General features: G+C 71.7%; 25 protein-coding genes. 10 read left to right on the top strand and 15 right to left on the bottom strand.

Annotated elements, in window-relative coordinates:
- Positions 1-32: 32 nt before the first annotated feature.
- From IEZ25_RS12195 to IEZ25_RS12205, 3 genes are all read left to right on the top strand, one after another.
- Positions 33-932: a transporter substrate-binding domain-containing protein gene (locus tag IEZ25_RS12195; RefSeq protein WP_191199684.1), complete on the top strand. Its 900-nt coding sequence runs from the start codon at positions 33-35 to the stop codon at positions 930-932.
- Positions 933-1057: 125 nt separating this feature from the next.
- Positions 1058-1753 (top strand): amino acid ABC transporter permease, encoded by a 696-nt coding sequence (locus tag IEZ25_RS12200; RefSeq protein WP_191199685.1) that lies wholly within the window; start codon positions 1058-1060, stop codon positions 1751-1753.
- Positions 1753-2616 (top strand): amino acid ABC transporter permease, encoded by an 864-nt coding sequence (locus tag IEZ25_RS12205; protein WP_191199686.1) that lies wholly within the window; start codon positions 1753-1755, stop codon positions 2614-2616. Before IEZ25_RS12200 ends, IEZ25_RS12205 begins: the two co-directional genes overlap by 1 nt.
- Here the strand turns inward: IEZ25_RS12205 and IEZ25_RS12210 are convergent.
- From IEZ25_RS12210 to IEZ25_RS12225, 4 genes are all read right to left on the bottom strand, one after another.
- Positions 2613-3080: a hotdog fold domain-containing protein gene (locus IEZ25_RS12210; RefSeq protein ID WP_191199687.1), complete on the bottom strand. Its 468-nt coding sequence runs from the start codon at positions 3078-3080 to the stop codon at positions 2613-2615. The two genes, IEZ25_RS12205 and IEZ25_RS12210, sit on opposite strands and share 4 nt — an antisense overlap.
- A gap of 9 nt (positions 3081-3089) precedes the next feature.
- Positions 3090-3665, bottom strand: coding sequence for an ATP-binding protein (locus IEZ25_RS12215; RefSeq protein WP_191199688.1), 576 nt, complete (start codon positions 3663-3665; stop codon positions 3090-3092).
- Between the two features lie 93 nt (positions 3666-3758).
- On the bottom strand, positions 3759-4136 hold the full coding sequence (locus tag IEZ25_RS12220; protein ID WP_191199689.1) for a VOC family protein: 378 nt from the start codon (positions 4134-4136) through the stop codon (positions 3759-3761).
- Positions 4136-4939, bottom strand: a complete 804-nt coding sequence (locus tag IEZ25_RS12225; RefSeq protein WP_191199690.1) for a trans-aconitate 2-methyltransferase — start codon at positions 4937-4939, stop codon at positions 4136-4138. Before IEZ25_RS12225 ends, IEZ25_RS12220 begins: the two co-directional genes overlap by 1 nt.
- A 170-nt stretch (positions 4940-5109) precedes the next feature.
- On the opposite strand from IEZ25_RS12225, the gene IEZ25_RS12230 reads away from it, so the two are divergent.
- Entirely contained in the window at positions 5110-5595 is a 486-nt protein-coding gene (locus tag IEZ25_RS12230) for a MarR family winged helix-turn-helix transcriptional regulator (RefSeq protein WP_191199691.1), read from the top strand.
- Between the two features lie 88 nt (positions 5596-5683).
- On the opposite strand, the gene IEZ25_RS12235 is transcribed toward IEZ25_RS12230, so the two are convergent.
- From IEZ25_RS12235 to IEZ25_RS12275, 9 genes are all read right to left on the bottom strand, one after another.
- Positions 5684-7564: an ABC-F family ATP-binding cassette domain-containing protein gene (locus tag IEZ25_RS12235; protein WP_191199692.1), complete on the bottom strand. Its 1881-nt coding sequence runs from the start codon at positions 7562-7564 to the stop codon at positions 5684-5686.
- Between the two features lie 196 nt (positions 7565-7760).
- On the bottom strand, positions 7761-9299 hold the full coding sequence (locus IEZ25_RS12240; RefSeq protein WP_191199693.1) for a flotillin family protein: 1539 nt from the start codon (positions 9297-9299) through the stop codon (positions 7761-7763).
- A gap of 29 nt (positions 9300-9328) precedes the next feature.
- A complete protein-coding gene (locus IEZ25_RS12245; RefSeq protein ID WP_191199694.1) occupies positions 9329-9826 on the bottom strand; it encodes a hypothetical protein in 498 nt (165 codons plus the stop codon).
- Between the two features lie 132 nt (positions 9827-9958).
- A complete protein-coding gene (locus tag IEZ25_RS12250) occupies positions 9959-10864 on the bottom strand; it encodes a 4-(cytidine 5'-diphospho)-2-C-methyl-D-erythritol kinase (protein ID WP_191199695.1) in 906 nt (301 codons plus the stop codon).
- A complete protein-coding gene (gene rsmA, locus IEZ25_RS12255; RefSeq protein ID WP_191199696.1) occupies positions 10861-11724 on the bottom strand; it encodes a 16S rRNA (adenine(1518)-N(6)/adenine(1519)-N(6))-dimethyltransferase RsmA in 864 nt (287 codons plus the stop codon). The genes IEZ25_RS12250 and rsmA overlap by 4 nt, the downstream gene beginning before the upstream one ends.
- Positions 11725-11808: 84 nt before the next feature.
- Positions 11809-12939, bottom strand: a complete 1131-nt coding sequence (locus IEZ25_RS12260; protein ID WP_318152195.1) for a transglycosylase family protein — start codon at positions 12937-12939, stop codon at positions 11809-11811.
- A gap of 240 nt (positions 12940-13179) precedes the next feature.
- The gene (locus IEZ25_RS12265) at positions 13180-14085 is read right to left on the bottom strand and encodes a TatD family hydrolase (protein WP_191199698.1); all 906 of its coding nucleotides are present in this window, start codon (positions 14083-14085) and stop codon (positions 13180-13182) included.
- The gene (gene rsmI, locus IEZ25_RS12270) at positions 14072-14902 is read right to left on the bottom strand and encodes a 16S rRNA (cytidine(1402)-2'-O)-methyltransferase (protein WP_191199699.1); all 831 of its coding nucleotides are present in this window, start codon (positions 14900-14902) and stop codon (positions 14072-14074) included. The genes IEZ25_RS12265 and rsmI overlap by 14 nt, the downstream gene beginning before the upstream one ends.
- Positions 14903-14993: 91 nt before the next feature.
- Entirely contained in the window at positions 14994-16796 is a 1803-nt protein-coding gene (locus IEZ25_RS12275; protein ID WP_191199700.1) for a PKD domain-containing protein, read from the bottom strand.
- A gap of 168 nt (positions 16797-16964) precedes the next feature.
- Here IEZ25_RS12275 and IEZ25_RS12280 point away from each other — a divergent pair, with 168 nt between their 5' ends.
- From IEZ25_RS12280 to IEZ25_RS12290, 3 genes are all read left to right on the top strand, one after another.
- Positions 16965-18545 carry a dolichyl-phosphate-mannose--protein mannosyltransferase gene (locus tag IEZ25_RS12280; protein ID WP_191199701.1) on the top strand — a complete coding sequence of 527 codons (1581 nt, stop codon included), beginning with the start codon at positions 16965-16967 and terminating at the stop codon, positions 18543-18545.
- 116 nt (positions 18546-18661) lie between these two features.
- Positions 18662-19186 (top strand): hypothetical protein, encoded by a 525-nt coding sequence (locus tag IEZ25_RS21485; protein ID WP_224748857.1) that lies wholly within the window; start codon positions 18662-18664, stop codon positions 19184-19186.
- 382 nt (positions 19187-19568) lie between these two features.
- Positions 19569-19802 carry a hypothetical protein gene (locus IEZ25_RS12290; RefSeq protein WP_191199702.1) on the top strand — a complete coding sequence of 78 codons (234 nt, stop codon included), beginning with the start codon at positions 19569-19571 and terminating at the stop codon, positions 19800-19802.
- 77 nt (positions 19803-19879) lie between these two features.
- Here the strand turns inward: IEZ25_RS12290 and IEZ25_RS12295 are convergent, their stop codons facing one another.
- Positions 19880-20779: a LysR family transcriptional regulator gene (locus IEZ25_RS12295; RefSeq protein ID WP_191199703.1), complete on the bottom strand. Its 900-nt coding sequence runs from the start codon at positions 20777-20779 to the stop codon at positions 19880-19882.
- A 58-nt stretch (positions 20780-20837) separates the two neighbouring features.
- Here IEZ25_RS12295 and IEZ25_RS12300 point away from each other — a divergent pair, with 58 nt between their 5' ends.
- Positions 20838-22070: an MFS transporter gene (locus tag IEZ25_RS12300; RefSeq protein WP_318152196.1), complete on the top strand. Its 1233-nt coding sequence runs from the start codon at positions 20838-20840 to the stop codon at positions 22068-22070.
- Between the two features lie 19 nt (positions 22071-22089).
- On the opposite strand, the gene IEZ25_RS12305 is transcribed toward IEZ25_RS12300, so the two are convergent.
- The gene (locus tag IEZ25_RS12305; protein WP_191199704.1) at positions 22090-22701 is read right to left on the bottom strand and encodes a hypothetical protein; all 612 of its coding nucleotides are present in this window, start codon (positions 22699-22701) and stop codon (positions 22090-22092) included.
- A 35-nt stretch (positions 22702-22736) separates the two neighbouring features.
- Here IEZ25_RS12305 and IEZ25_RS12310 point away from each other — a divergent pair, with 35 nt between their 5' ends.
- Both IEZ25_RS12310 and IEZ25_RS21490 read left to right on the top strand, forming a co-directional pair.
- On the top strand, positions 22737-23402 hold the full coding sequence (locus IEZ25_RS12310; RefSeq protein WP_191199705.1) for a Type 1 glutamine amidotransferase-like domain-containing protein: 666 nt from the start codon (positions 22737-22739) through the stop codon (positions 23400-23402).
- 187 nt (positions 23403-23589) lie between these two features.
- Entirely contained in the window at positions 23590-24711 is a 1122-nt protein-coding gene (locus tag IEZ25_RS21490) for a hypothetical protein (protein ID WP_224748858.1), read from the top strand.
- The last annotated feature ends 12 nt before the right edge of the window (positions 24712-24723 follow it).

The following is a 24723-nucleotide window of genomic DNA, read 5'->3' on the forward strand; positions in this document are numbered from 1 at the left end:
GGCCTCGGGTCGTCCAACGAAGGAGAGCAAGGATGAGATTCATCAGGACCAAGGCGGTCATCGCGACGGCGGGACTGGCCCTGTCACTCGCCGCCTGCGGTGACGCCGGCAACGACGAGGCGAGCGGCGGCGGCTCCGACGTCGAGGCCGCCAGCGACTGCGACGGCAAGTTCGAGGACGGCTCGCGCATGGCCGAGCTGGCCGACGCCGGCAAGATCAACGTGGGCGTCCGCTTCGACCAGCCCGGGCTCGGCTTCAAGGGCGGCACAGACGACATGCCGTCGGGCTTCGACGTCGAGATGGCCAAGCTGCTCGTCGCCGACCTCTGCATCGACCCCAACGACACCGACGCGGTCAACTACGAGGAGACCATCTCCGACAACCGCGAGCCCTACCTCGAGACCGGTCGCGTCGACCTGGTCGCGGCGTCGTACTCCATCACCGACGAGCGCCGCGCGCTGGTCGGCCAGGCGGGCCCCTACTTCATCACCGGCCAGCAGGTCCTGGTGAAGAGCGACAGCGACGTGGAGTCGATCGACGACCTCAAGGGCGAGGAGGTCTGCTCCGCGTCGGGCTCGACCTCCCTGGAGAACGTCAACAAGGCAGGTGCCGTCGGCGTCCCGGCCGACACCTACAGCATCTGCGCCGAGCAGGTCTCGGACGGCTCCGTGCCGGCCATGTCGACCGACGGCTCGATCCTGCTGGGCCTCGCCGCCCAGTACGACGGCGAGCTGAAGGTCGTCGGCGACGAGTTCTCCGAGGAGCGCATCGGCATCGGCTACAGCCCCGACGCCCCGGAGATGTGCCAGTGGATCAGCGACGTGCTCCAGAAGTCGTTCGACGACGGCACGTGGGCCGAATCGTTCGAGTCGACCCTCGGTGCCTCCGGCAGCGACACGCCGGAGCCCCCGGAGCTCGACGCCTGCGCCTGAGCCACCGCACCACGCAGTGACCCGCCGGGGCGAGGCACCAGCCTCGCCCCGGCGGACTGCGCAGCACCGCCCGAGACACCCGCACCACCCGAGACATCGCGTGCCGACCACCCGAGAGGAGCCGCATGGACGCCATCGCTGACAACTACCAGCTGATCGCCATCAGCTTCGCCACCACCATCCTGCTCTTCCTCTTCGCCTCGATCGGCTCGCTCCTCCTCGGCACCCTGCTCGTGGCGATGCGCGTCGGCCCGGTCGCGGTCATGCGGCGCACGGCGGCGGTCTACGTGACCGTCGTGCGCAACACCCCGCTGCTGCTGATCCTGCTGTTCTTCTCGATCGCCGCACCCAAGATCGGCGTCAACTTCCAGTTCGTGAGGATCGTCATCCCCACCGGCTGGGGCGACATCCGGATGACCAACGCCTTCGCCGGCGCCGTCGTCGGCCTCACCCTCTACACCGCCTGCTTCGTCTGCGAGGCGCTGCGCTCCGGCGTCAACGCCGTGCCGCTCGGCCAGGCCGAGGCCGCCCGGGCGATCGGCCTCCCCTTCGGCGGGGTGATGCGCCACGTGGTGCTCCCCCAGGCCATCCGGGCCGGGCTGCCGCCCCTGGCGAGCACCCAGATCGCGCTGCTCAAGAACACGACGGTCGCGCTGAGCGTCCTCGTGCTGGAGGCGGCGTACGCCCTCAAGCAGCTGCTGGACGCCAACCCCGGTGACCGCTGGTGGCTGCTGGTCGCCTTCGCGGGCATCTTCGTGATCCTGGTGGAGCTGCTGTCCTTCATCAGCAGCCGGTTCGAGCGTCGATGGAGGATCGCCTGATGGCTACCAGCGTGCTGTTCGACGCCCCCGGCCCGAAGACCGTCCGGCGCCACCGCGTCTACACCGTCGTGACCGTGCTGGTGCTGCTGGCGCTGCTGGCGCTCGTGGTGATGCGCCTGGCCGACCGCAACCAGTTCGCCGGCGACAAGTGGGAGGTCTTCACGACCCCGCGCTACCTCGACTTCATCTTCTTCAAGGGCGTCGTCCCGACGCTGAAGATGGCCGCCTGCGGCATCCTCGGCGCGATCGTCCTGGGCCTGGTCCTGGGCATCGGCAAGATCTCCGAGCACCAGTGGGTACGTCGCCCGTGCTGGGCGATCGTCGAGCTCTTCCGCGCCATCCCGGTGCTGATGCTGATGATCTTCTTCTTCTCGATCTACGGCATCTACCACGGCACGTCCGGCCCGTTCTGGTGCGTGGTGTGGGCGCTGAGCCTCTACAACGGCGCCGTCCTCGCCGAGGTCTTCCGCGCCGGCATCCTCGCGGTGCCGAAGGGGCAGGCGGAGGCGGCGTACGCCATCGGCATGCGCAAGAGCCAGGTCGTGTGGATCATCCTGCTGCCGCAGGCGGTCAAGATCATGATCCCGGCCATCATCAGCCAGATGGTCGTGACGCTGAAGGACACCAGCCTCGGCTACGCGATCGCGGCGCCCGGCCTGACCGCGGTGGCGCGCCCGCTCTACCTCGAGTTCCAGAACCACGTCCCGGTCTACCTCGTGCTCGCCGCCATCTACATCGCGATCAACCTACTCCTCACTGCGGTCGCGACGTTCGTGCAGAAGCGGTTCGTGGGCGAGAGGAAGCAGCTCCAGGTGGCGATGGTCGGCGAGGCCCAGTCCGAGCGCAGCACCGGGGCGGTCTAGGTCGTCGGCCGCTCCGTCACGTGGAGGCGGATGACGCCCTCGACGACGACCGTGCCGTCGATTCGCACCCCTCGCACGCGCACCGGCAGCTCGGGGTCGTCGGACGTCCACTGTGCGGGGTCGGTCTCGGCGATGCACGTGATGTCGGAGTCGGCCTTGGCCGTGTAGGCCACCTCCATGCCCTTCGGGATCCAGCGCCGCTCGCGCGGGACGCTCGACTCGGCGAGCGCGCCCATCGCCGCCTCGAGACCGTTGCACACCGCGATCGCGTGGACGGTGCCGAGGTGGTTGTGCACCCGGCGCCGCTTGCGGATCACCAGCTCGGCACGGTTCGGCTCGACGACGGTGAACCGCGGGCGGATGCTGGCGAAGTAGGGCGCCTTCCGGCTGAAGGCGATCGAGAAGACCCGGTCACCCAGCGGGAGGGCGGAGGCCTTCTTCCAGAGATCGAGGACGGCAGGCATGCCGGAAGGTTACCCGAGAGTAACCAACCAGCGGCCGATGCGGTCCGCCACCTCCTCGGCGTCGAGGTCGGTGTTGTCCACGACCAGGTGCGGCCATCGCGCGAGCAGCCGCTCCCCGGGGGCGTCCCGGCCGGGCTCGGAGGTCATCCGGTAGTCGGCCTCCAGCTCGCGGACGTTGGCGTCCGACCACTCGACGTCGCGCTTGGACCTCTTCTCCGCCAGCCGGTGCTCGGTGCGGTTGCGGACCAGCCGGGTGTCGAGGTCGGCGACCAGCTCGACCACCGCGACCCGGTCGCCGTACGGCGCGGCGAGGCGCTCGAGGTAGGCGGCCTCGTCGTCCTCGTCCATCCCCATCACGAAAGTGAAGACCAGGTCGGCCCCTGAGGCGGCGGCCTCCTCGATGACCCGGGTGCGGATCTCGGTGTTGAGGGTCCGGAAGGGCGGCGTGCCGTAGTCGAAGACGTCGAGCAGCATCTCGATCGAGTGGTGGTTGTGGAAGAGCCGGTACGACGACCGCTCCGCGACGGCGCGGCCGACGGTCATCTTGCCGACGGCCGGCGGTCCGAGGATCAGCAGCAGGCGCATGCCGTGATCCTCGCCGCTGCCCGTGCTTTCCCGCACCTCGTTATCTGAGGACGTGACGGAGGTGATCTGCCTGCGATCTCGTCCATGACGTCCTCAGATGTCGGCCAGGACCTCGACCCGGTTGCCGTGGCCGTCGAAGGTGTGGAACCGGACGAACCCCGGGAACGTGTCGCGCTGGCTGTCGTCGACCTCGAAGCCGAGCCCGCGCAGACGATCGGCGGTCTCCTCGAGCCGCTCGACCACGAAGGCGGGGTGCGCCTTGCGGGCCGGCGCGAACGGGTCCTCGACGCCGACGTGCAGCTCGGCGCCGACGGCACCCGAGTCGTCGTACGCCCGGAACCAGCAACCGCCGCGGGCGACGAGGTCGGCGGGCTTGTCGACCTCGGTCATGCCGAGCCCGTCGGCGTAGAACCGGCGCGCGACGTCCTCGCCGCCGGGCGGGCAGGCGACCTGGACGTGGTGGAGGCGCATCACGCCCCCTTGCGCGCGACGACGAAGATCCGGCGGAACGGGAGGACCACGCGGCCGGCGGCGTCGGCGGGGTAGGCCTCGCGCAGGGACGCCTTGAACTCCTCCTCGAACCGCGGGCGCAGGTCGTCGGGCAGCGCCTGCAACGTCGGGCGCGCGCCGGTGCCGGAGACCCAGGCGAAGACCGGGTCGTCGCCAGTGAGCACGTGGAGGTAGGTCGTCTCCCACGCGTCGACCTCGCAGCCGAGGTCGAGCAGCACTCGCGCGTAGTCGGCGGGGCCGTGGCTGCTCGGCACGCGGGCGTCGCGGGCGTGCTCGGCGTACGGCTCCTGCGCCGCGAGCCCGGTGCGCAGGGTGTGGCTCGGCTCGTCGAAGTTGCCGGGGACCTGGAAGGCGAACCAGCCGCCGGGGGCGACGCGGTCGAGGAGGCCGGGCAGCAGCTCGAGGTGCTCGGGCACCCACTGGAGGGTGGCGTTCGAGACGAGCACGTCGACGCGCGCGGGCAGGGCGAGCGGGTCCGGGGTGGCCCAGGCACGCAGGTCGCCGACCTCCCAGGCGATGCCGTCGATGGCACTGGCCCTCTCGATCATCTCGGGGCTGCTGTCGACGCCCGCGACGTCGGCGTCGGGCCACCGCTCCTTGAGCAGGGTCGTGAGGTTGCCCGGGCCGCACCCGAGGTCGACCACCCGCGCGGGCGCGGCGGCCTCGATCCGGGCGACCAGGTCGACGAACGGCCGCCCGCGCTCGTCGGCGTACGCCAGGTAGCGCTCGGGGTCCCAGGCGTGGGGGGTGTGGCTGCTGGTCATCGGATTCGGCTCCTCCGGCTCGGCGGGTAGTCCCCTACGTTCTGGCGCTGCCGAAAACGTAGGGGACTACCGGACGATTTATCTTGATGTCGAGACATTTCCCACCCTGCCCCCCTTTCATCTTGATGTCAAGATTCTCGACCGGGGTCGTCGTCTGGCAGGATGACGCCATGCGTGACGAGGTGGACGACCTGGTCGAGGCCTGGGGCCGTCAGCGCGGCGACCTGGACCTGGCTCCGGTCGAGGTCTTCTCACGCATCAGCCGACTGGCCCGCCACCTCGACCTCGCCCGCCGCGACGCCTTCACCGCGCACGGCATCGAGTCGTGGGAGTTCGACGTGCTGGCTGCGCTGCGCCGCGCAGGACAGCCCTACGAGCTCTCCCCTGGCCGGTTGCTCCGCGAGACCCTCGTGACCAGCGGGACGATGACCAACCGGGTCGACCGGCTCACCGGTCGGGGCCTGGTCGAGCGGCTGCCCGACCCGCACGACCGCCGCGGCGTGCTCGTCCGCCTCACCGTCGAGGGCAAGGCCGCCGTCGACGGGGCGTTCGAGGCCCTGCTCGCGGCCGAGGCCGACCTGCTCGCCGACCTCCCGGACCGGCAGCGCACCCAGCTGGCCGGGCTGCTCCGCTCGCTGCTCGCGCCCTTCAGCTGAGGTGGGTGGGCGAAACCGACACCTGGTGGGGGTTGCCACCGCCTCCAGGTGACGGAACCCCCGCACGGGCGGGGACCCTGCGAGGGACCTACTCGACGAGCTCGGACGCCTCCAGCCACTCCAGCTCGAGGTCGTCCTTCTCGGCGGCGAGCTCACCGAGCTGGCCGCCGACTCGCGCGAGCAGGTCGTAGTCGGTGAGGTTGGCCTCCATCTCGGCCTGCAGCTCGGCCTCACGGGTGGCGATGCGCTCGAGCTGCTTCTCCACCCGGGCCAGCACCTTGCGGGCGGCGCGGTCCTCCGCGGATCCGGGGCGGGCCTTGGGCGGCCCTCCCCCGGCGCCCGGTCCGTCAACCGGAGCCGACGCCATCGGTGCCGACGGGGATGACGGATCTACCGCGGCCGAGGGTGCGTCATGCGAAGCCGAGCTGATGGGTGACGATCCGGATGACGGACCGGCACCGAGCGATCCGGAGGCGGCGGACGCCGACCTCCTCTCGAGGTACTCGTCCACACCCCGCGGCAGCATCGAGACCTGGCCGTCGCCGAGCAGCGCCCACACGGAGTCGGTGACCCGCTCGAGGAAGTAGCGGTCGTGCGAGACCACGATCAGCGTGCCGGGCCACGAGTCCAGGAAGTCCTCGAGCACGGTGAGGGTGTCGATGTCGAGATCGTTGGTGGGCTCGTCGAGGAGCAGCACGTTGGGCTCGAGGAGGAGCAGCTTCAGCAGCTGGAACCGTCGCCGCTCGCCACCGGACAGGTCCCCCAGCCGCGCGGTGAGCCGGTCGCCGGTGAAGCCGAACCGCTCCAGCATCGAGGTGGCGGTCAGCTCCTGGCCGTCGAGCGTCTTGGTCACCCGCCGGATCGACTCGACCGTCGGCAGCACCCGGGCGAGCGGGTCGATCTCGTCGAGCGCCTGCGTGAGGTGCTGCATCTCGACGGTCCGCCCCTGCTTGACCCGACCGACGTCGGGCGCCAGCGTGCCGGCGATCAACGACAGCAACGAGGTCTTGCCGGCACCGTTGACGCCGACGATCCCGACGCGGTCGCCCGGACCGATCCGCCACGTCGCGTGGTCGAGCAGCACCCGCTCGCCGCGCGCGAGGTCGACGTCCTCGATGTCGATGACGTCCTTGCCGAGACGCTGGCTGGCGAAGCGCTGGAGCTCCATCCGGTCGCGCGGCGGGGGTACGTCGTCGATGAGGGCGTTGGCCGCGTCGATGCGGAACTTCGGCTTCGACGTACGCGCCGGCGGACCGCGCCGCAGCCACGCCAGCTCCTTGCGGGCGAGGTTCTGCCGCCGCGTCTCGCTGGCGCTGGCCTGGCGCTGCCGCTCGGCCTTCGCCAGCACGAACGCCGCGTAGCCGCCCTCGTAGGAGTCGACCGCACCGTCGTGCACCTCCCACGTGGTCTGGCAGACCGCGTCCAGGAACCACCGGTCGTGGGTGACCACGATCAGCGCGCTCGGCAGCGCGACCAGGTGCGAGGCGAGCCAGGCGACGGCCTCGACGTCGAGGTGGTTGGTCGGCTCGTCGAGGATCACCAGGTCGTGGCGCGAGAGGAGCAGCGCGGCGAGGGCACAGCGGCGCCGCTCGCCACCGGAGAGCCCGACGACCGCCCGGTCGAGGGCGACCCCGGCGAGCAGCTCCTCGACGACCTGGCGGGTGGTCGGGTCGGCCGCCCACTCGTGGTCCTGCCGGCCTCCGAGCACGGCCTCGCGGACCGTGTGGCTGTCGACCAGCTCGTCGCCCTGGTGGAGGTAGCCGATCTCGATGCCGCGGGTGCGCGAGACGCGGCCGGCGTCGGGCTGCTCGATGCCGGTCATCACCTCGAGCAGCGTGGTCTTGCCGTCGCCGTTGCGCCCGACGATCCCGACCCGCTCGCCGACCGCGATGCCGAGGGAGACGTCGTCGAGCAGCGGTCGAACGCCGTAGGACTTCGAGACCCGCTCGAGGTTGATGAGGTTCGCCATGACCGGCCGATCCTCTCAGGTGCGCCCCAGCGGTCGCGTGTCGGCGTACGTCGTGCCCGTGAGCGGTGCGTGAGACACGTTCCGGCCGCGCGAAACCTGCGTCACTCACCGCCAGGGCTCGGAGGGATGGCGTGGCGGTGAGTGAGACACGTTCCGAGCCCTCGGAACGTGGCTCACTCACCGCTCGTACGACGACTCAGCTGAGCGGCTGCTCCTCGGCCGGGGCCGGCGTGCTGGCGTCGAGCGCCGCGGTGCCGGTGGTGCCGGAGTACTTCTTGATCAGCGTCTCGACGTCGAGGCCGGTCGTGGTCTTGAGCAGCTCCATCGTCTGGACCATGTTGTTGGTGACCTGCTTGGGCAGCTCGCCGGCACCGTCGGCCGAGATCACGGTCAGCTTGTCGATGCTGCCCATCGGGCGGGCGAGCTCGGCGGCCACCTTGGGCATCACCTCGATGAGCATCTGCAGCACGGCGGCCTCGTTGTAGCCCGCGAAGGCCGCAGCCTTCTTGTCCATCGCCTCGGCCTCGGCCTGGCCGGCGGCCAGGATCGCGGCGGCCTGCGCCTCACCCTCGGCACGGAGCGCGTCGGCCTCCGCGACACGGCGGGCCTTCTCGGCCTCACCGCGCTTCGCGCCCTCGATGGCCTCGGCCTCGGCGAGCGCGGAGCGGCGGGACTTCTCACCCTCACCGGTCAGGCGCGCCTTCTCGGCCTCCGCCTCGGCGTTGGCGATGGAGGAGGCCTTGCGGGCCTCGGCCTCGAGGATCTCCGAGCTGCGGCGGCCCTGGGCCTCGGTCTCGACGCGGTAGCGCTCGGCGTCGGCCGGCTTGCGGACCTCGGTGTCGAGCTGGCGCTCCTTGAGCGCGGCCTGGCGGACGGCGACCTTCTCCTGCTCGAGGAGGACGGCCTGGTCGCGGTCGGCCTGGGCGAGCGGCCCGGAGGCCGCGGCCTGCGCGTTGGCGGCGTCGGTCTCGGCCTTGATCTCGGCGTTCTTGAGCGCCAGCGCGCGCTGGGTGACGGCGATCTCCTGCTCGGCGGCGATGCGAGCCTGCTCGGCGGCCTGGCGGGCGTTGGCCTCGGCGATGGAGGCGAGCTGGTTGAGCTTGGCGGCCTCGGGCCGACCGAGGTCGGCGAGGTAGGAGCCGTCGTCGGTGATGTCCTGGATCTGGAAGGTGTCGAGCACCAGGCCCTGCCCGGTCAGCGAGGACTCGGACTCCTCGGCGACGCGCTGGGCGAAGGCGGCGCGGTCGCGGATGATCTGCTCCACCGACATCGAGCCGACGATCGAGCGGAGCGCACCGGCGAGGACCTCCTGGGTGAAGGTCTCGATCTCGCTCTGCTGGCTCAGGAACCGCTGACCGGCCGCGCGGATCGAGTCCTCGTTGCCGCCGACCTTGACCAGGGCGACGCCGTCGAGGTTGAGCTTGATGCCCTGACCGGAGACCGCGCCGCGGATCTGCACCGAGATCCGGCGCGAGGACAGGTCGAGCGTCGCGAGCCGCTGCACGAACGGGATGACGAACACGCCGCCGCCCATGACAACCTTCTGGCCCGACAGGTCGGTGGAGATCTCGCCCGTCTCCGGGTTGCGTACCTCTCCCTTGCCCTTGCGGCCGGTGACGATGAACGACTCGTTGGGCCCGGCCACCTTGTAGCGCGTGGTGACCAGCAGCGCGAGGAGCACCAGCAGGACGACGAGGCCGATCACGGAGGTGACGACCGGGGACAGATCGAACATGGGCAGTGCTCCTTGTGGGGCGGGCGGGTTCAGGGAAGGAAGAGTGGTTCGACCTGGACGGCCGTGGGCGAGATGACCTGGGTGACGCTCACCTGCGTGCCGGCGGGCACGGCCACGCTGGAGCGGGCGTTGAGCCGGGTGAGGTGTCCCGAGACGCTGATCGACACGACGCCGAAGCCGCCCTCGGGGATGGCGCTGACGACCGACCCGATCTTCTCGACCATGTCGGAGGTGCGGACGGTGTCGGTCTCGCCGTCGCCGTGGAGGAACTTCGAGGCCCGGGCCGCGAGCCAGCCGAGCAGCACGCCGAGCACGAGTCCGACGACGACGGCGACCGACGTCGACCCGGTCGCGGACAGGGCGATGGCGCCGCCGAAGCCGAGCGCGCCGAGGAAGCCGGCCAGCGCCTCGGTGGAGAAGAAGCCGGCGCTCAGGCCCTCGAAGGCACCGTCGAGCACGTCACCGAGGATCAGCGCGACGATCAGCAGCACGACGCCGGCGGCGCCGAGCACCAGGAACACGGTCACGATGCCTCCCCCACGTCATCCCCCGATCGACACGTCGTCCCCCGACGCGGATGTCGCGCCGAACACTGCCACATGCTTCCCCGATCGAGGTGTTTCATGCCACCGGGTGCGCACCCCATCCCGCGGGACGGGTCAGGAGACCACGTGCACCCCGGCCACGGGCCCCGTGGCGGTGAGGACGACGTCGTGGCCGGCGCCGGCGAGCGCCCGCCCCGTCGCGGTGGCGCCGTCGGCGGAGTCGCACAGGAAGACGACGGTCGGCCCGGAGCCGCTGACGATGCCGCGCAGCGCACCCTCGGCCTCCCCGCGCACGATGAGGTCGCCGAGCTCGGGTCGCAGGTCGATCGCGGGCTCCTGCAGGTCGTTGTGCAGGGCCCGGGCCAGCCGCACCGGCTCCCCGCTCGCGAGCGCCTCCAGCAGTGGCTCGGCAGAGGCCGGCACCTCGGGGGCGTCGGGGCGCATCGTGTCGAAGTGGCGATAGACCGTCGGCGTGGACAGGCCCTCGGTCGACGGGACCGCCACCCACCACCAGGCCCCGGTGTCCTCGACCGGGACCACGACCTCACCACGACCCACGCCCCGCGCCGTACCGCCGACCAGCGAGAACGGCACGTCGCTGCCCAGCCCGGCGGCGAGGGCCAGCAGGGCGTCGTCGCTGGTGCGCAGGTCGTGCCAGCGGTCGACGGCGAGGAGCGCCGCGGCCGCGTCGGCGGACCCGCCGGCCATGCCCCCGGCGAGCGGGATCGACTTGTCAAGCACCAGGTCGACGGGCAGCTCGCGGCCGTGGTGGCGCGCCATCGCCGCGACCGCCCGGCTGACGAGGTTGTCCTCGCCGTCGGGCACTCCGGCACGGTCGATGTAGTCGGCGACGCTGATGCTCAGCCGGACCTCGGCGGCGGACCCGACGGAGAGGTCGTCGTAGATGGAGAGCGCCTGGTAGACGGTGTCGAGCGGGTGGAAGCCGTCGTCGCGCACGCGGCCGACGCCGAGGTGCAGGTTGATCTTGGCCGGCGCCCGCACCGTGAGGTCGTGGGTCACGCGAAGAGCCCTTCGGCGATCCGCGCGAAGTCCTCGACGGCGAGCACCTCACCGCGCGCCGTCGGGTCGACTCCCGCGTGCTCCAACGCCGCGGTCGCGGCCTCGGCCGACCCGGCGAGACCCCGCAGCGCGGCCCTCACCTGCTTGCGACGCTGGGCGAACGCGGCGTCCACCACGGCGAAGACCTGCTCGCGGGTCGCGGTGGTGTCCGGTGGGTCCTGGCGGGTCCAGGCGACGAGCCCGGAGTCGACGTTGGGGGCGGGCCAGAAGACGTTGCGCCCGATGGCACCGGCCCGGCGTACGTCGGCGAACCAGGCGGCCTTCACGCTGGGCACGCCGTAGGTCTTCGACCCGGGCGGCGCCGCGAGCCGGTCGGCGACCTCGGCCTGCACCATCACCAGCCCGCGCTCGAGGGACGGCAGCAGGGTGAGCAGGTGGATCAGGACCGGGACCGAGACGTTGTAGGGGAGGTTGGCCACGAGGGCGGTGGGGGCCGGGCCCGGCAGCGACTCGACGCGCATCGCGTCGGCGAGCACGACCTCGAAGCGGTCGGCCTGTCCCGGGGCGTACGACGTGATGGTGGCCGGCAGCCGCCCGGCGAGGAGCGGGTCGACCTCGATCGCGATGACGCGATCGGCGACCTCGAGCAGCGCGAGCGTGAGGGATCCGAGCCCGGGGCCGACCTCGACGACCACGTCGTCGCCGGTGATCGCGGACTCGCGCACGATGCGGCGCACGGTGTTGGCGTCGATGACGAAGTTCTGGCCGCGCTGCTTGGTCGGCCGGAGGTCGAGCTCGGCCGCGAGCTGGCGCACCTCGGCCGGCCCGAGGAGCCTCGGGCCGGCCGGGTTCGTGGTCATGGGCGCCACCCTAGTGGGCTGGTCCCGCACGCCCTGGACGGCATCCGGACGCCGACGAGGACGTCGGGGACCACCTGGAGCGGGTCAGCGGGGCAGGCCGAGCTTCGCCGCGCAGCCGGGCCAGGCGCCGTAGCCGCCGCGAGCGTCGCGGAGGCGGGTGGCCACGGCGATCTGGGTCTCGCGGGAGGCCTGGTGCGGGTAGCCGGTGCCACCGTAGGCGCGCCAGGTGCCGAGGTTGAACTGGAGGCCGCCGTAGTAGCCGTTGCCGGTGTTGATGGCCCAGTTGCCGCCGGACTCGCACTGCGCCAGGGCGTCCCAGACGGTGTTGCCGTCGGCGAAGTTGGAGGTGGGCTCCTCCTTGGTGCCGACCTTGACGATCGTGGGGACGGGCTTGACCTTCACCGACGCCTGCACGACCTTGCGGGCCTTGAGCTCGCCGTTGACGAAGCGCAGGCGGTAGGTGACGTTGCGGACGCCGTCCTTGCCCTGCTGGACGACCTCCTCGTCACCCTCGAACATCGAGCCGTCCTCGCGCTCGATGACCGGGGCGTCGATGACCTCGCGCTCGACCCGCTTGTTCTGGATGCGGATCTTGGTGACGACGACCTTGTCGCCGTCGGAGATCTCGGTGTCGAGCGAGGGTGAGACCTTGTCGCGCTTGCCGACCTGGACGTCCATCGACTCGAGGACGTCGGCGACGGTCGTGGCGGCGACCTCGTGCTTCTCGAGCTGCTGGGCACCGAGCTTGATCTTCAGGACCTTGGGTGTCACCACCTCGAGCGTGAGGCCGCTGCGGCCGATCGAGGAGCTGCGGCTGGCGGAGAGGTCGGCGCCGTCGAAGCGGCGGCCGATCTCGCCGAGCGCGCTCGCGACGCTGGTGGAGTTGACCCAGTAGGTGTCGGTGTCGCCGTCGACGGAGAGCTCGAGCGGGCGACCGAACTGGACGGCGATCGCCGACCCGTCCTTGACGGACTCCTCGACCCCGGGCGCGACCAGGTCCTTGTCGGTCACCTCGATGCCCTCGGCGGCCAGCACGTCACCGACGGTCGAGCCGAAGGCGCTGACCTGCGTGGTCCGGCCGTCGAGCGTGAGGGTCACGTCCTTGCTGAGCGCGGCGTAACCGACCGTCGTGCCGGCGACGGAGGCCACGACCACTGCTGCGAGGGTCGCGAGGACCGCCTTGGACCTGCTGAGGTGTGCGAGACGAGAGCGCACGATTCTCCGAACGTCGTACTCCCCGGGCCTCGGGTGGCAGCACCCCTCCGACCGGCGTGCACGGCAGCCACGAAGCATGCTGGAGCCGTACGACGTGCGAGCGGGGGTCTCGCAGGACCGGCCCGATCCGGTCCTCTGCGCTGCCGTGAATCGCTCCCGATCCCGGCTGACAATCACACGACCATAACGACGAGTGGGGGTGACGCAAACTCGAACGCCGAATTTGGTGGGCGGTTTTGCTTACCAGACGCCTCCGAAGGCGGCCTCGGTGTTGGCATCGATCGCCCGGCACAGGGTCTCGAGATCGGCCCGGAGCACCTCGGCCATCGCCCGCACGGTGAGCGGGACGAGGTAGGACGCGTTGGGTCGGCCGCGGTAGGGAGTGGGGGTCAGGAAGGGTGCGTCGGTCTCGACGAGCATCCGGTCCATCGGGGTGACCGCGAGCGCGTTGCGCAGGGGCGCGGCGTTCTTGAACGTGACCGTGCCGGCGAAGCTGAGGTGCGCGCCGCGGTCCAGGCACTGCCGGGCGAAGCGGTCGTCGCCGGAGAAGCAGTGCATCACCCAGCGCTCGGGCGCCCCCTCCTCGTCGATGATCCGCAGCACGTCGTCGTGGGCGTCGCGGTCGTGGATCACCAGGGTCTTGCCGAGTCGCTTGGCGATGTCGATGTGGCGCCGGAAGCTCTCCTCCTGCGCCGCGCGCCCGTCCTCGCCCGTGCGGAAGTGGTCCAGGCCGGTCTCCCCGACGGCGCGGACCTTGTCGTGGGCGGCGGCGAGCTGCTCGATCTCGTCGAGCGCCTCGTCGAGCCGCCCGACCTCGGCCAGCCGGGGCGCCTCGTTGGGGTGCAGCGCCACCCCGGCGACCAGGGCGTCGTGCTCGGCGGCCGCCTGCACCGCCCACCGCGCGCCGGGCAGGTCGCACCCGATCTGCACGATGCGGGGTACGCCGACCGCGGCCGCCGCGGCGATCGCGTCGGCGGTGGAGACCCAGTCGCCGTCGGCGATGTCGAGGTGGCAGTGGTTGTCGACCACGGGGTGCGGGAGGGGCTCGGGCGCCGGCGGGCGCTCGCGGTCACGTCGGGCGCCCGACGTCTCCTCGGTCGCGGCGCGGCTGCGGGTCGGACCCGAGCCGGGGTCAGCGGTGGACAACGTCGTACACCTCCCGCTTGGGCAGGCCGGCACGCTTGGCGACCTCGGCGATCGCCTCCTTGCGCGTGGACCCCGAGGCCTCGAGCTCGGCGACGGCGGCACGCAGCGAACCGGGGTCGGTGGCCACCGCGGGCCCGCCGCTGGAGCCCTCGACGACGATGGTCACCTCACCGCGTACGCCGTCCGCGGCCCAGGCGACGAGCTCGACGAGCGGGCCGCGGCGTACCTCCTCGTGGGTCTTGGTGAGCTCGCGACAGACCGCGGCGGGACGGTCGTCCCCCAGCGCCTCGGCCATCGCGGCGAGCGCGGCCTCGGTGCGGTGCGGCGCCTCGAAGAACACCATCGTGCGCTCCTCGGTGGCGAGCGCGGCGAGCCGGCGCCCGCGCTCCCCCGCCTTGCGCGGCAGGAAGCCCTCGAAGCAGAACCGGTCGACCGGCAGCCCGCTCACCGCGAGCGCGGTGAGGACGGCGCTCGGGCCGGGCACGGCGGTGACGCGCACGTCGTGCTCGACCGCCGCGGCGACGAGGCGGTAGCCCGGGTCGGAGACGCTCGGCATCCCGGCGTCGGTGACCAGCACGACGCGGTCACCGGCGAGGAGCGCCTCGAGGAGCGCGGGCGTGCGCGCCTGCTCGTTGCCCTCGAAGTAGGAGACGACCCGGCCGGACAGGGTGATGTCGAGGTCGGAGCACAGCCGCTTGAGCCGGCGGGTGTCCTCCGCCGCGACCACGTCCGCCCCGGAGAGCTCGGCCGCGAGGCGCGGGGGTGCGTCGCCGGCCTGTCCGATCGGGGTGCCCGCGAGGACCAGGACGCCAGACATGCGGCCGATCATGTCAGCAGCCGCAGCCCGGCCGGGGATGGTCCCCCACGTTCTCGTCGCGACCAGGACGTAGGCGACCTCCCGCGTCACCTCAGCGCCGGACGGTGAACCGCCAGGTCCTGGTCGTCTTGTTGCCGGCGGTGTCGCGGGCGACGAGACGGACGACGTGCCGCCCGGGCGCGAGCGCCTTCGCCGGCCGCCAGGTCACCTGCCCGCTCCTCGCGCGGTAGGTGAGTCCCCGGACCTTGCGACCGTCGACGCGCAGCACGATCGACTTCCTGCGCACCGACGAGTGCCGGTCGACCACCCGCGCCCTGATCAAGGGTCGCCTGGCCCGGATCGTCCGGACCGGACCGACCTGCGAGACCCGCGGCGGCGTGCGGTCCACGACAGGAACGACCGGCACGGGCGGCACAGGCGGCACCGGCGGCACGGGCTGCACCGGTGGCACGGGCGGCACGGGCGTGGGGGTCGGCGCGGGCGAGTCGGTCGGCGCGGGCGTCGTCGGCGCGCCTGCGCCGACGACGACCCGGACGCTGTCGCTCACCGACAGGTGCCCGGCGTGCGCGCCGGTCCCCTGCGTCACGGTGACCGTGGCGGTGTAGGTGCCGGGTGCGGCGTAGGTGTGGTCGGGGTCGGCGCCCACGGCGGTCGCGCCGTCGCCGAAGCTCCACACGTGGATGAGGTCACCGGTCCTCGGTGTGAGATCGGCGCAGGCGAGGCGACGGCCGACGTCCTCCGGGTCGTGGACGACGACGGAGACGGCCTTCGGACCAGCGCGCATCGCCTTGACGACCTCGACCGGGCCGCTCGCCCCGCCGGCGTCCGTGGTGAAGAGCGGCCAGATCTCGTTGGGCTCGGCGAAGGGGCGAGCGGTGTCGAACCGGAAGTGCACACCTGCGTTGCCCACCGTGCACGGCTGCTCGTGGACGTGGACCTCGTCATAGGAGGTGGCGGGCTTCGCGCCGGTGACGCTGATAGAGGTGACCGTCTGGCCGCGGCGGCGCACCATCGTCGCGTTCCCGGCCAGGTCGCCGTCCGCCGGCGTCCAGGCGGCGAAGGGCGTGAACACGCCTCGGGTCGTGACCTCGGTGGAGAAGGACGCGGTCAGCGAGGCGTCCGTCGAGGCGAGCGCGTCGATCTCGGGGAGCGCGTCGTCCGACGGCGGCTCGGTGGTGTCCCCGCCCGTCACCGTGATCGGGAAGTCCCGGGCGTACAGCCCGCCGCGGCCGTCGCTCACGCGCAGCCGCACGACGTACGGCCCCGGGGTGCTGTAGTCGTGCATCGCGTGGTTCGCGCTCGACCTGGCACCACCGGCGCCGAAGTCCCACGAGATGCTCAGCGGGTCATCGTCGACGTCGCTCGCGTTCGCCGTGGCGTGCAGGACGTTGGTGGTGACGGGGTCCAGCTCGACCACGGGGTTCGCGGTGGGTGGGGTGTTGGTCGGGTCGTCGGCGACCACCACGATGCCGTCCATCATCCCCGCGTGCAGCGTGCACTCGTAGTTGTAGGTGCCGGCCTCGGTGAAGGTGTGGCTCAGCGTCTTGTCACCGTCGCCCGGCGCCCACGACTCGTGCATCTCCCACGCCCGGTCCCAGTGGTCGACGGGAGCCTTGGACTTCAGGTCGTGCGCCTGGTTGGCCCGGTCGAACCGCCACACGACGGTGTCACCCACCGCGATGGTCACCACGTTGCGGCCGGTGTCGACCGACTCCCACCGGTTGCTGGTGGAGTCGTCGACCGCGTCGACCACCCACGTACGTCCCTCGGCAGCCGCCACGGTCGGCGACGACGCGACGAGCACTCCCGTGAGCACGGAGCCGACCATCACGAGGGTGGCGAGGACGACCTGCCACCTCGACGCGGGACGTACGGCGGACGCGGATCGGAGCATGACGACCTTTCCCTCAGGGCAACATGTCGAACACAGTTCGCATGTCTGAACCAACCCGACCAGTCTCGGCTGTGGCCACCGTCACGTCAAGGTCGTCGCCGCGCTCTCGGACACGAGGTCGTCCCGCGGAGGCGCTGGAGGCCGGGGGCCGCTGGTTAGAGTTCCCGCGTGACTCCGACTGCCGCCGAGCGGAACCGTCCGCGCTGGCGCTCGGAGGACCCGCTCCTCGGCTGGGTCGGCGCCATCTGCCTGGCGTCGCTGGCGTTCTTCCTCCGGCGCTGGCACCTCGGCACGCCGCACGCCTTCTCCTTCGACGAGACCTACTACGCCAAGGACGCCTGGTCGCTGCTCAACCACGGCTACGTCCTGACCTACGTCGAGGACGCCGACAAGACGATCCTCAACGGCAACCTCACCGGCCTGTGGCAGGACACCCCGTCGATGGTCGTGCACCCCGAGGTCGGCAAGTGGCTGATCGCGCTGGGCATCAAGGTCTTCGGGATGGACCCCACCGGGTGGCGCATGGCCTCGGCGATCGTCGGATCGCTGATGGTGCTGCTGATGTGCCGGTTCGTGCGCCGCGTCACCGGCTCGACGGTGCTCGGCCTGGTCGCGGGGCTGCTGCTCGCGGTCGACGGCCTCCAGCTGGTGCTCTCCCGGCTGGCGCTGCTCGACATCTTCCTGGCCTTCTTCGTCCTGTGCGGCGTGCACTGCGTGGTCGCCGACCGGCAGTGGTTGCGCGACCGGCTCGCGTCGGGACGGCACTCCCGCGCACTGGGCCTGTGGCGACCCTGGCTGCTCCTCGGTGGAGTCAGCTTCGGGCTGGCGTGCGGCACCAAGTGGTCAGGGGCCTACGTCCTGGCCGTCTTCGGCCTGCTCGCGTGGATCTGGAGCGCCGGTGCGCGCCGCGCGTTCGGCCAGAGGCGAGCGCTGCTCCGCTCGGTCTTCCTCGACGGCGTCCCCGCGTTCCTCGCCCTGGTCGGTGTCGCGTTCGCGACCTACGTCGCCTCGTGGACCGGCTGGCTCGTCCACGCCGACTCCTACGAGGAGACCCTCAGCAACACCCAGTACACGACGTACGACGGCGGGAAGCAGTGGCCCACCGCGACCGAGCCCGACGCGACGGGCCTCGGCGAGGTCACCCAGTCGCTGCGATCGCTCTGGTACTACCACCAGGACGTCTACACCTTCCACAGCCACTTCCTCAACGACTCGACCCACATCTACGCCTCCAAGCCGACGACCTGGCTGGTGATGGGGCGGCCGGTGGGCGTGGACGCGCAGACCGAGATCCAGCCCGGCTCGCAGGGGTGCGACGCGCCGAGCGGCTCGGACTGCATCCGGCAGGTCCTGCTCCTGGGCAACCCCGTCATCTGGTGGGGCGGCTGCCTGGCGATGATCGCGTCCCTGCTGCTCTGGATCGGCGCACGCGACTGGCGCCACGGCGTGGTGGTCGCAGGCATCGCCAGCACGTGGCTGCCGTGGTTCCTCTACGACGACCGGCCGATCTTCTACTTCTACGCGATCGCCTGCCTGCCCTTCATGGTGCTCTCGATCGCGCTCGCGATGGGGCACCTGATCGGCACCTCCGACGTGCCCACTCCCCGGCGTACGTTCGGGGTGGTGGTCGCCGGCAGCTACACCGTGCTGGCGCTGGTCGCCTTCGCCTGGTTCTGGCCGATCTGGACCGACGTCCTGCTGACCAAGTCGGAGTGGGACGCCCGGATCTGGTTCCGTCGCTGGATCTAGCGCATCCGAATGTCCGTCAGGGCAACCTTTGCAATTCGGCCTCAAGCGCCCCGACGTCCTGCCACGCTGTGGCCACCGGCGCAATCCATGTCGCCGAAACGTGAGGACACGCTTCAATGACCATCAGCAAGAAGATCGTGGGCACCGTAGGCGCAGTGGTAGTGGTCGCGGCGCTCTCCAGCACTGGCACCGCTGTCGCGGCTGGGCTCATCACCACGAAGCAGATCGCAGACAACGCGATCACCACCGACAAGGTGAAGAACGGGACGCTGACCCTGAAGGACTTCAAGGCCAGTGAGCGCAGCAAGTTGATGGGCCCGCAGGGTCCCCAGGGTCCCCAGGGTCCGCAGGGCCCCGCCGGACTGACCGGGCTGACAGGTCCGGCCGGCGCCAGCGCGAACGCCACCCACGCCATCGTCCAGGGCCCGACCGTGACGGTCGCTGCCGGTGACATCGGGTATGCCGATGCCTACTGCGCACCGGGCAAGAAGGTCACCGGCGGTGGCTTCTTCGCCAGCATCGCCGTCCCGGCGTCCAGCGGTCCGGCAGCTCCGTCTCCCACGACCGGGTGGCGCACGGTCATCAACAACAGCGACAACCCGATCGCAGTCCAGGTCTACGCCTTCGCCATCTGCGCGTAGTCGCGGCCCGGACGCGGCCCCGACCCTTCCCGGGTCGGGGCCTCTGCGTGTGCGCTGCACCGATCACCACCTCGGAAGAGACGCGCCAGCAGGCGACGGGGCGTCGGGGCACGGGACAGACAAGCTGACCGGGCCAGTGCTCCAGTGAGCCACACGCAGCGTCTCACGGAGCGCGACCGCAACTGCACGAACGTGCCGGATCCCGCGGAAATTAGCGTCGAGCAAAGGAACAGCGGTACTTCGTCTCCACTAGCACGAATCCTCGAGTTTTGGTCAAGAACGCCCGCAATTCCCGGGTCGGGCATGGCATTCGTCCGCGACGCGACGCACCATGGCGTCAGCTCGATGTGGGGTCGAGCGCCGACACAAGAGGGGTAGCGCCATGGGGACGATGATCCACGTGTGTCTGGAGACCGAGGGGGCGCCCGCCGCCGAGAGCCAGCACGCGGCAGGTGAGCGCTGGATCTGCTCGTGCGGGGCCAACTTCGTCTACCGCGAGGGCTTCAACCGCGGTGGCGGGCTCACCCTCGAGTGGTGGCCGGCTCCGGCCCTCCCGCAGCCCCGCAGGCGCATCGTGCGCAAGGGCCTGCTCTTCGGCCCACGCACGGGCAGCTGACCCCGCGCCCACGATCCGACACGGCTCCGCCCGGCCCCATACCGGACGGGGCTGTGTCATAGCCGGGGCCGAGCAGGTCAGTCGTCGTCCCAGCTGCGCTCGCGCACGAAGGCGAGGAGGCGCGCTGCCGGCGGCGCCAGCGGACGGTCGGTCCGCCAGGTCAGCCCGATCGTCCGGGTCGCGCCCGGCGAGCTGAGCGCGAGCCCGACCGAGCCGGACTGGCCGGCGAACGCCTCCGGTACGACGGCCACGCCGAGGCCGGCCGCCACCAGTCCCTCGATCGTGGCGAGGTCGGCACTCTCGAAGGAGATGCGCGGGCTGATCCCGGCCTCGGACAGCAGACCCTGCACGATGGCGCTGTGCCCGAAGCCGGCGGGCGTGGTCACCAGCTCGTCGTCGGCGAGATCGGCCAGGTCGACCCGCTTGCGGTGCCGCAACCGGTGGGAGGGCGGCACCACGACGACCAGTCGCTCGCGCCGGACCGGCAGCCAGGCCAGGTCGTCGGAGCGCTCCATGGTGAGGCCCAGCTCGACCGTGCCCCGCGCCAGGTCTCGGCGGATGTCGTGGTCCGGCTCCTGGCTCAGCGCGACCTTGAGGCCAGGTGCGTACGCATGGAAGGCACGCAGCAGCCTCGGCACCAGCGTGGTCGCCATCGAGTCGAGGAAGGCCAGCCGGATCAGCCCGGTGTCGGGGTCGAGCCGGTTGGCGAGCTCCGCGCGGAGCAGGTCGTGCCTGTCGACCAGCTCACGGGCCGCGCGCAGGACGACCCGGCCGTCGGCGGTCGGCTCGAGCCCGGTCGGCACCCGCTCGAAGATGCGCACCCCGAGCTCGTCCTCGAGCCGGGCGAGCGCCCGGGACAGCGTGGGTTGGCTCGTGCCGAGGAACGACGCCGTCTCGGTCACGTGGCCGAGCTCGCCGAGCTGCACGAGCCACTGGAGGTCGCGCATCATCACCTGTCGATCATACGTCTCGCGCATGGCTGGGCGATGATGTCGACATTGGACGTATCGTTCCGGACCACCCCACGATGAAGGGGTGAGCACCACCGTCGAGCCGCGCACCGCGGAGACCCACCTGCCGGGATCGGCCGGCTATCGCCGCGTCATGGTGGCGGTCTTCCTCGCGGGCATGTCCACGTTCGTCGTGCTCTACGACGTCCAGGCGCTGCTCCCGGACCTGGCCCGGGCCTACGACGTGACACCGGCGCGCGCGACGCTCGCGCTGTCGCTCACCACCGGTGCGCTCGCGATCGCCCTCCTCGTCGCCGGGCCGGTGTCGGAGGTGGTCGGGCGCACGCGCCTGATCCACCTGTCCCTCTGGTCGTCGTCCGTCGTGGCGCTGGCCTGCGCGGTCGCGCCGAGCTGGGAGTGGCTGCTGGCGCTGCGGACGCTCCAGGGCATCACCCTGGCCGGCCTGCCCGCGGTCGCGACGGCGTACCTGCGCGAGGAGCTGCACCACTCCGCTCACGGCCGGGCGTTCGGGCTGTACGTCGGCGGCACCGCCCTGGGCGGGATGGCCGGTCGCCTCGTGACGGCGCCGCTCGCCGACCTCGCCGGGTGGCGGTGGGGCCTGGCCGCGGCCGCCGGCTTCGCCCTGGCCTGCGCCGCCCTCGTCGCCTGGCTGCTGCCGGCGTCGCGCCACTTCGTCCCCCGGCCCTCCGGCGTCGGCAGCGTGGTCGACGGCGTCCGGGGTGCCGTGCGCGACGGCGCCCTCCTCGCCCTCTACGTCCTCGGCGCCTGCGGCATCGGGACGATGGTCGCGGTCTTCAACGCGCTGGGCTTCCGCCTGAGCGAGGCGCCGTACGGCCTCTCGGCCGGCACGGTCAGCCTGGTCTACCTCGTCTACGCCCTGGGCAGCGTCAGCTCGGCGGTGTCAGGACGGGTCGCGGACCGCATCGGTCGCCGGGCCACCGTCCCCGTGGGCTGCGGCTTCGCACTGGGCGGCGTGTGGCTGACGCTCAGCGGCTCCCTGGTCTTCGTCGTCCTCGGCATGGCCGCACTGACCATCGGATTCTTCTGCCTCCACGGCCTGGCCAGCGGGTGGGTGACCGCGCGCGCCCACCTCGCCGGGGTCAGCACCGGGCAGGCCGCGTCGTTCTACCTCTTCGCCTACTACGTCGGCGCGTCCGTGTTCGGCAACCTCGGCACCGTGGCCTGGACGCATGCGGGTTGGGCCGGAGTGGTGGGACTGGCCTCGGCGCTGCTGCTCACCGCCTGCGCGATGGTCGTGGTGCTGCGGCGCACGCCCGCGCTCGCACCGGCGTCCTGACGCTCACCCCAGCAGTCGTTCACCACGAGCCGGGGAACCGCGCCGACCCGGCGATCGCCCAGAACACGACCAGCACGGCGACCGCGGTCGCGATCAGCAGGGTCTGGCCGAGGTGGCGGTGCCGGGGCGGGACGAGGAGGACCAGTCCGGCGAGGACGACGAGCGCCGGCAGCACCCACACGGGCAGGACTGCCGACAGCAGGCCCGAGACGGCTCCCAGCGCCACCCCGCCGGCGACCGCGTGGCCGAGCGGCACTGGCCGGGTCCCGCGGCGCAGCCCGACCTCCGTCACCGGCCCCTGCTCGGGCAGCTGGTCGGGGGCGAGCACGCGGAGCAGGAGGGTGAGCGTGGCGGAGTCGGCCACCACGACGACGTCGCGGAACCGGTCCTCGACCGCGTGGCGTCGCACCACCTCGTCGAGACGGTGGCCACGGTCCACGTCGGGGAAGCGCACCGGCGCCAGCGTCGTCTCGGGGCTCGCCGGCAGCCCCAGGCCGGTCACCACCCGCTTGGCCTCGCCGGTCGGGGCGGTGGCCACGACCGCGGACCTGCCCAGGCGTGCCCGCAGCCGCGCGACGTCCGACTCACTGGCCCGCGTGCTGACCACGAAGATCCGCTGGAAGTCGGTCACCAGACGACGGTAGGGCATCTGCGACGATGCCGATCATGAGGCTCTTGCTGACGTCCGGCGGCGTGACCAACGACAGCATCCGCGCCGCGCTGGTCGAGCTGCTCGGCAAGCCGATCGAGGAGTCGACCGCGCTCGCCATCCCCACGGCGCAGTGGGGTCATCCGATGTGCGGCCCCGAGTCGCTGCGTCGGTTCGCCACCGACCGGTCCCCCGCGACCATGACCGGCCTGGGCTGGCAGTCCGTCGGCCTGCTCGAGCTCACCGCCCTCCCGACGATCGACCCGGAGCGCTGGGTGCCGTGGGTGCAGGCGGCCGACGTGCTCCTCGTCGACGGCGGCGAGGCGACGTACCTCGCCCACTGGATCGAGGAGTCCGGGCTCGGAGAGCTGCTGCCCTCCCTGACCGACACCGTCTGGGTCGGCGTCAGTGCCGGCAGCATGGTGCTGACCCCGCGGATCGGCGACCTCTTCGTCGAGTGGCAGCCCGAGCAGGGCGACCGCACGCTCGGCGTCGTCGACTTCTCGATCTTCCCGCACGTCGGGGCATTCCCCACCAACACCTTCGAGGCCGCCGAGGAGTGGGCCGCCGACCTCGGCAACCCGGCGTACGCCCTCGACGAGCAGTCCGCCGTCGTGGTCGACGGCGACCGGGTCGAGGTCGTGTCCGAGGGTGAGTGGCGGGCGCTCTCCTTCTCTCGTTGAGCGGCCACGGCTCCCCAGATCACCAATTTGGGCACTAGCCAGGGCATCGCCCCGCGGGTCAGGGTCGAGGAGATGCGACCAGGCGCGCTGTCCGGCGCCCCTCTCCACGACCTGCGCGTCCTCGACGGATCCCCCCGATCCGACCTGCGTCGACGCGCGTCCCCCACCCCCCAGGAGACCCCCGCCCATGAACTCCCCCCTACGCCGATACGGGCCCGCCGGGCTCGCTCTGGGCGTCGTCCTCACCCTCGGTGTCGCCGTCAACGCGCAGTCGGACCCCGGCACCGCTCCCACCCTCGAGACCCGCGTGAGCGAGCTCGAGCGACGGGTGAGCGCACTCGAGGAGCAGGCCCCCACCGCCACGCCCACCCCCACCGGGACCCCCACCCCGACGGAGACCCCGACCCCCACCGACACGCCGACGCCCACGGAGACCCCGACGGAGACCCCGACCCCCACCGACACGCCGACGCCCACGGAGACCCCGACGGAGACCCCGACCCCCACCGAGACCCCGACGCCGACTCCCAGCCCCATCACGGGCTTCCCGACAATCGCCACCGCGGGCCTGCCTGCAGGGTGGTCCCCCGCACGCACCATCAATGGTGACTACCGGGTGAGCACCCCGGGCGCGACCGTGTCCGACCTCCGCATCAACGGCAGCCTGGTCATCGATGCGCCCGACGTCACCGTGCGCAGGGTCGAGGTGGTCGGTGGCGAGATCAACAACTGGCCGGGACAGACGTGCCACAACGGCCTCACCGTGAAAGACTCGACGATCCGCCGTGGCCCTCGCACGTCGGACAGCGGCACGCCCGCTCTCGGCGACGGCGGCTACACCGCGCGCAACGTCCTCATCGACGGTGCGGCGGAGGGCTTCCGCGCCGGTGGACGGCCGAGCTGCGGGCCCGTCACCATCATCGACTCGTACGCCAACGTGGTCGCGCCGGACAGCTGCGCCGACTGGCACGGCGACGGACTACAGGGGTACTGGGGTGCGGAGATCACGGTGCGCAACTCCGTCCTCGTCCTCGACGAGCGCGCCGGATGTCGCGGCACCGCGGCCTTCTTCGTCCCAGACGGGCAGGGAAACACGAGCGTCGACATCGATGGACTGATCGTCGACGGGGGCGGCTACCCCTTCCGCCTCGGGGTCCAAGGAACCGTCCGTGACCTCAACGTCGTGAACGGCTCGTGGGGATACGGACCACTTGAAGCGACCTGCCTGCGCCTGTCGGCCTGGTCCGCCCGTGTGGTCGACCTCGATGCAGCCGGCCAACCCGTCCCCGTCCGCTCCCTCATCTGCTGACGACCCAACGTC

It is taken from the genome of Nocardioides hwasunensis, assembly GCF_014779665.1.
Taxonomy (GTDB): domain Bacteria; phylum Actinomycetota; class Actinomycetes; order Propionibacteriales; family Nocardioidaceae; genus Nocardioides; species Nocardioides hwasunensis.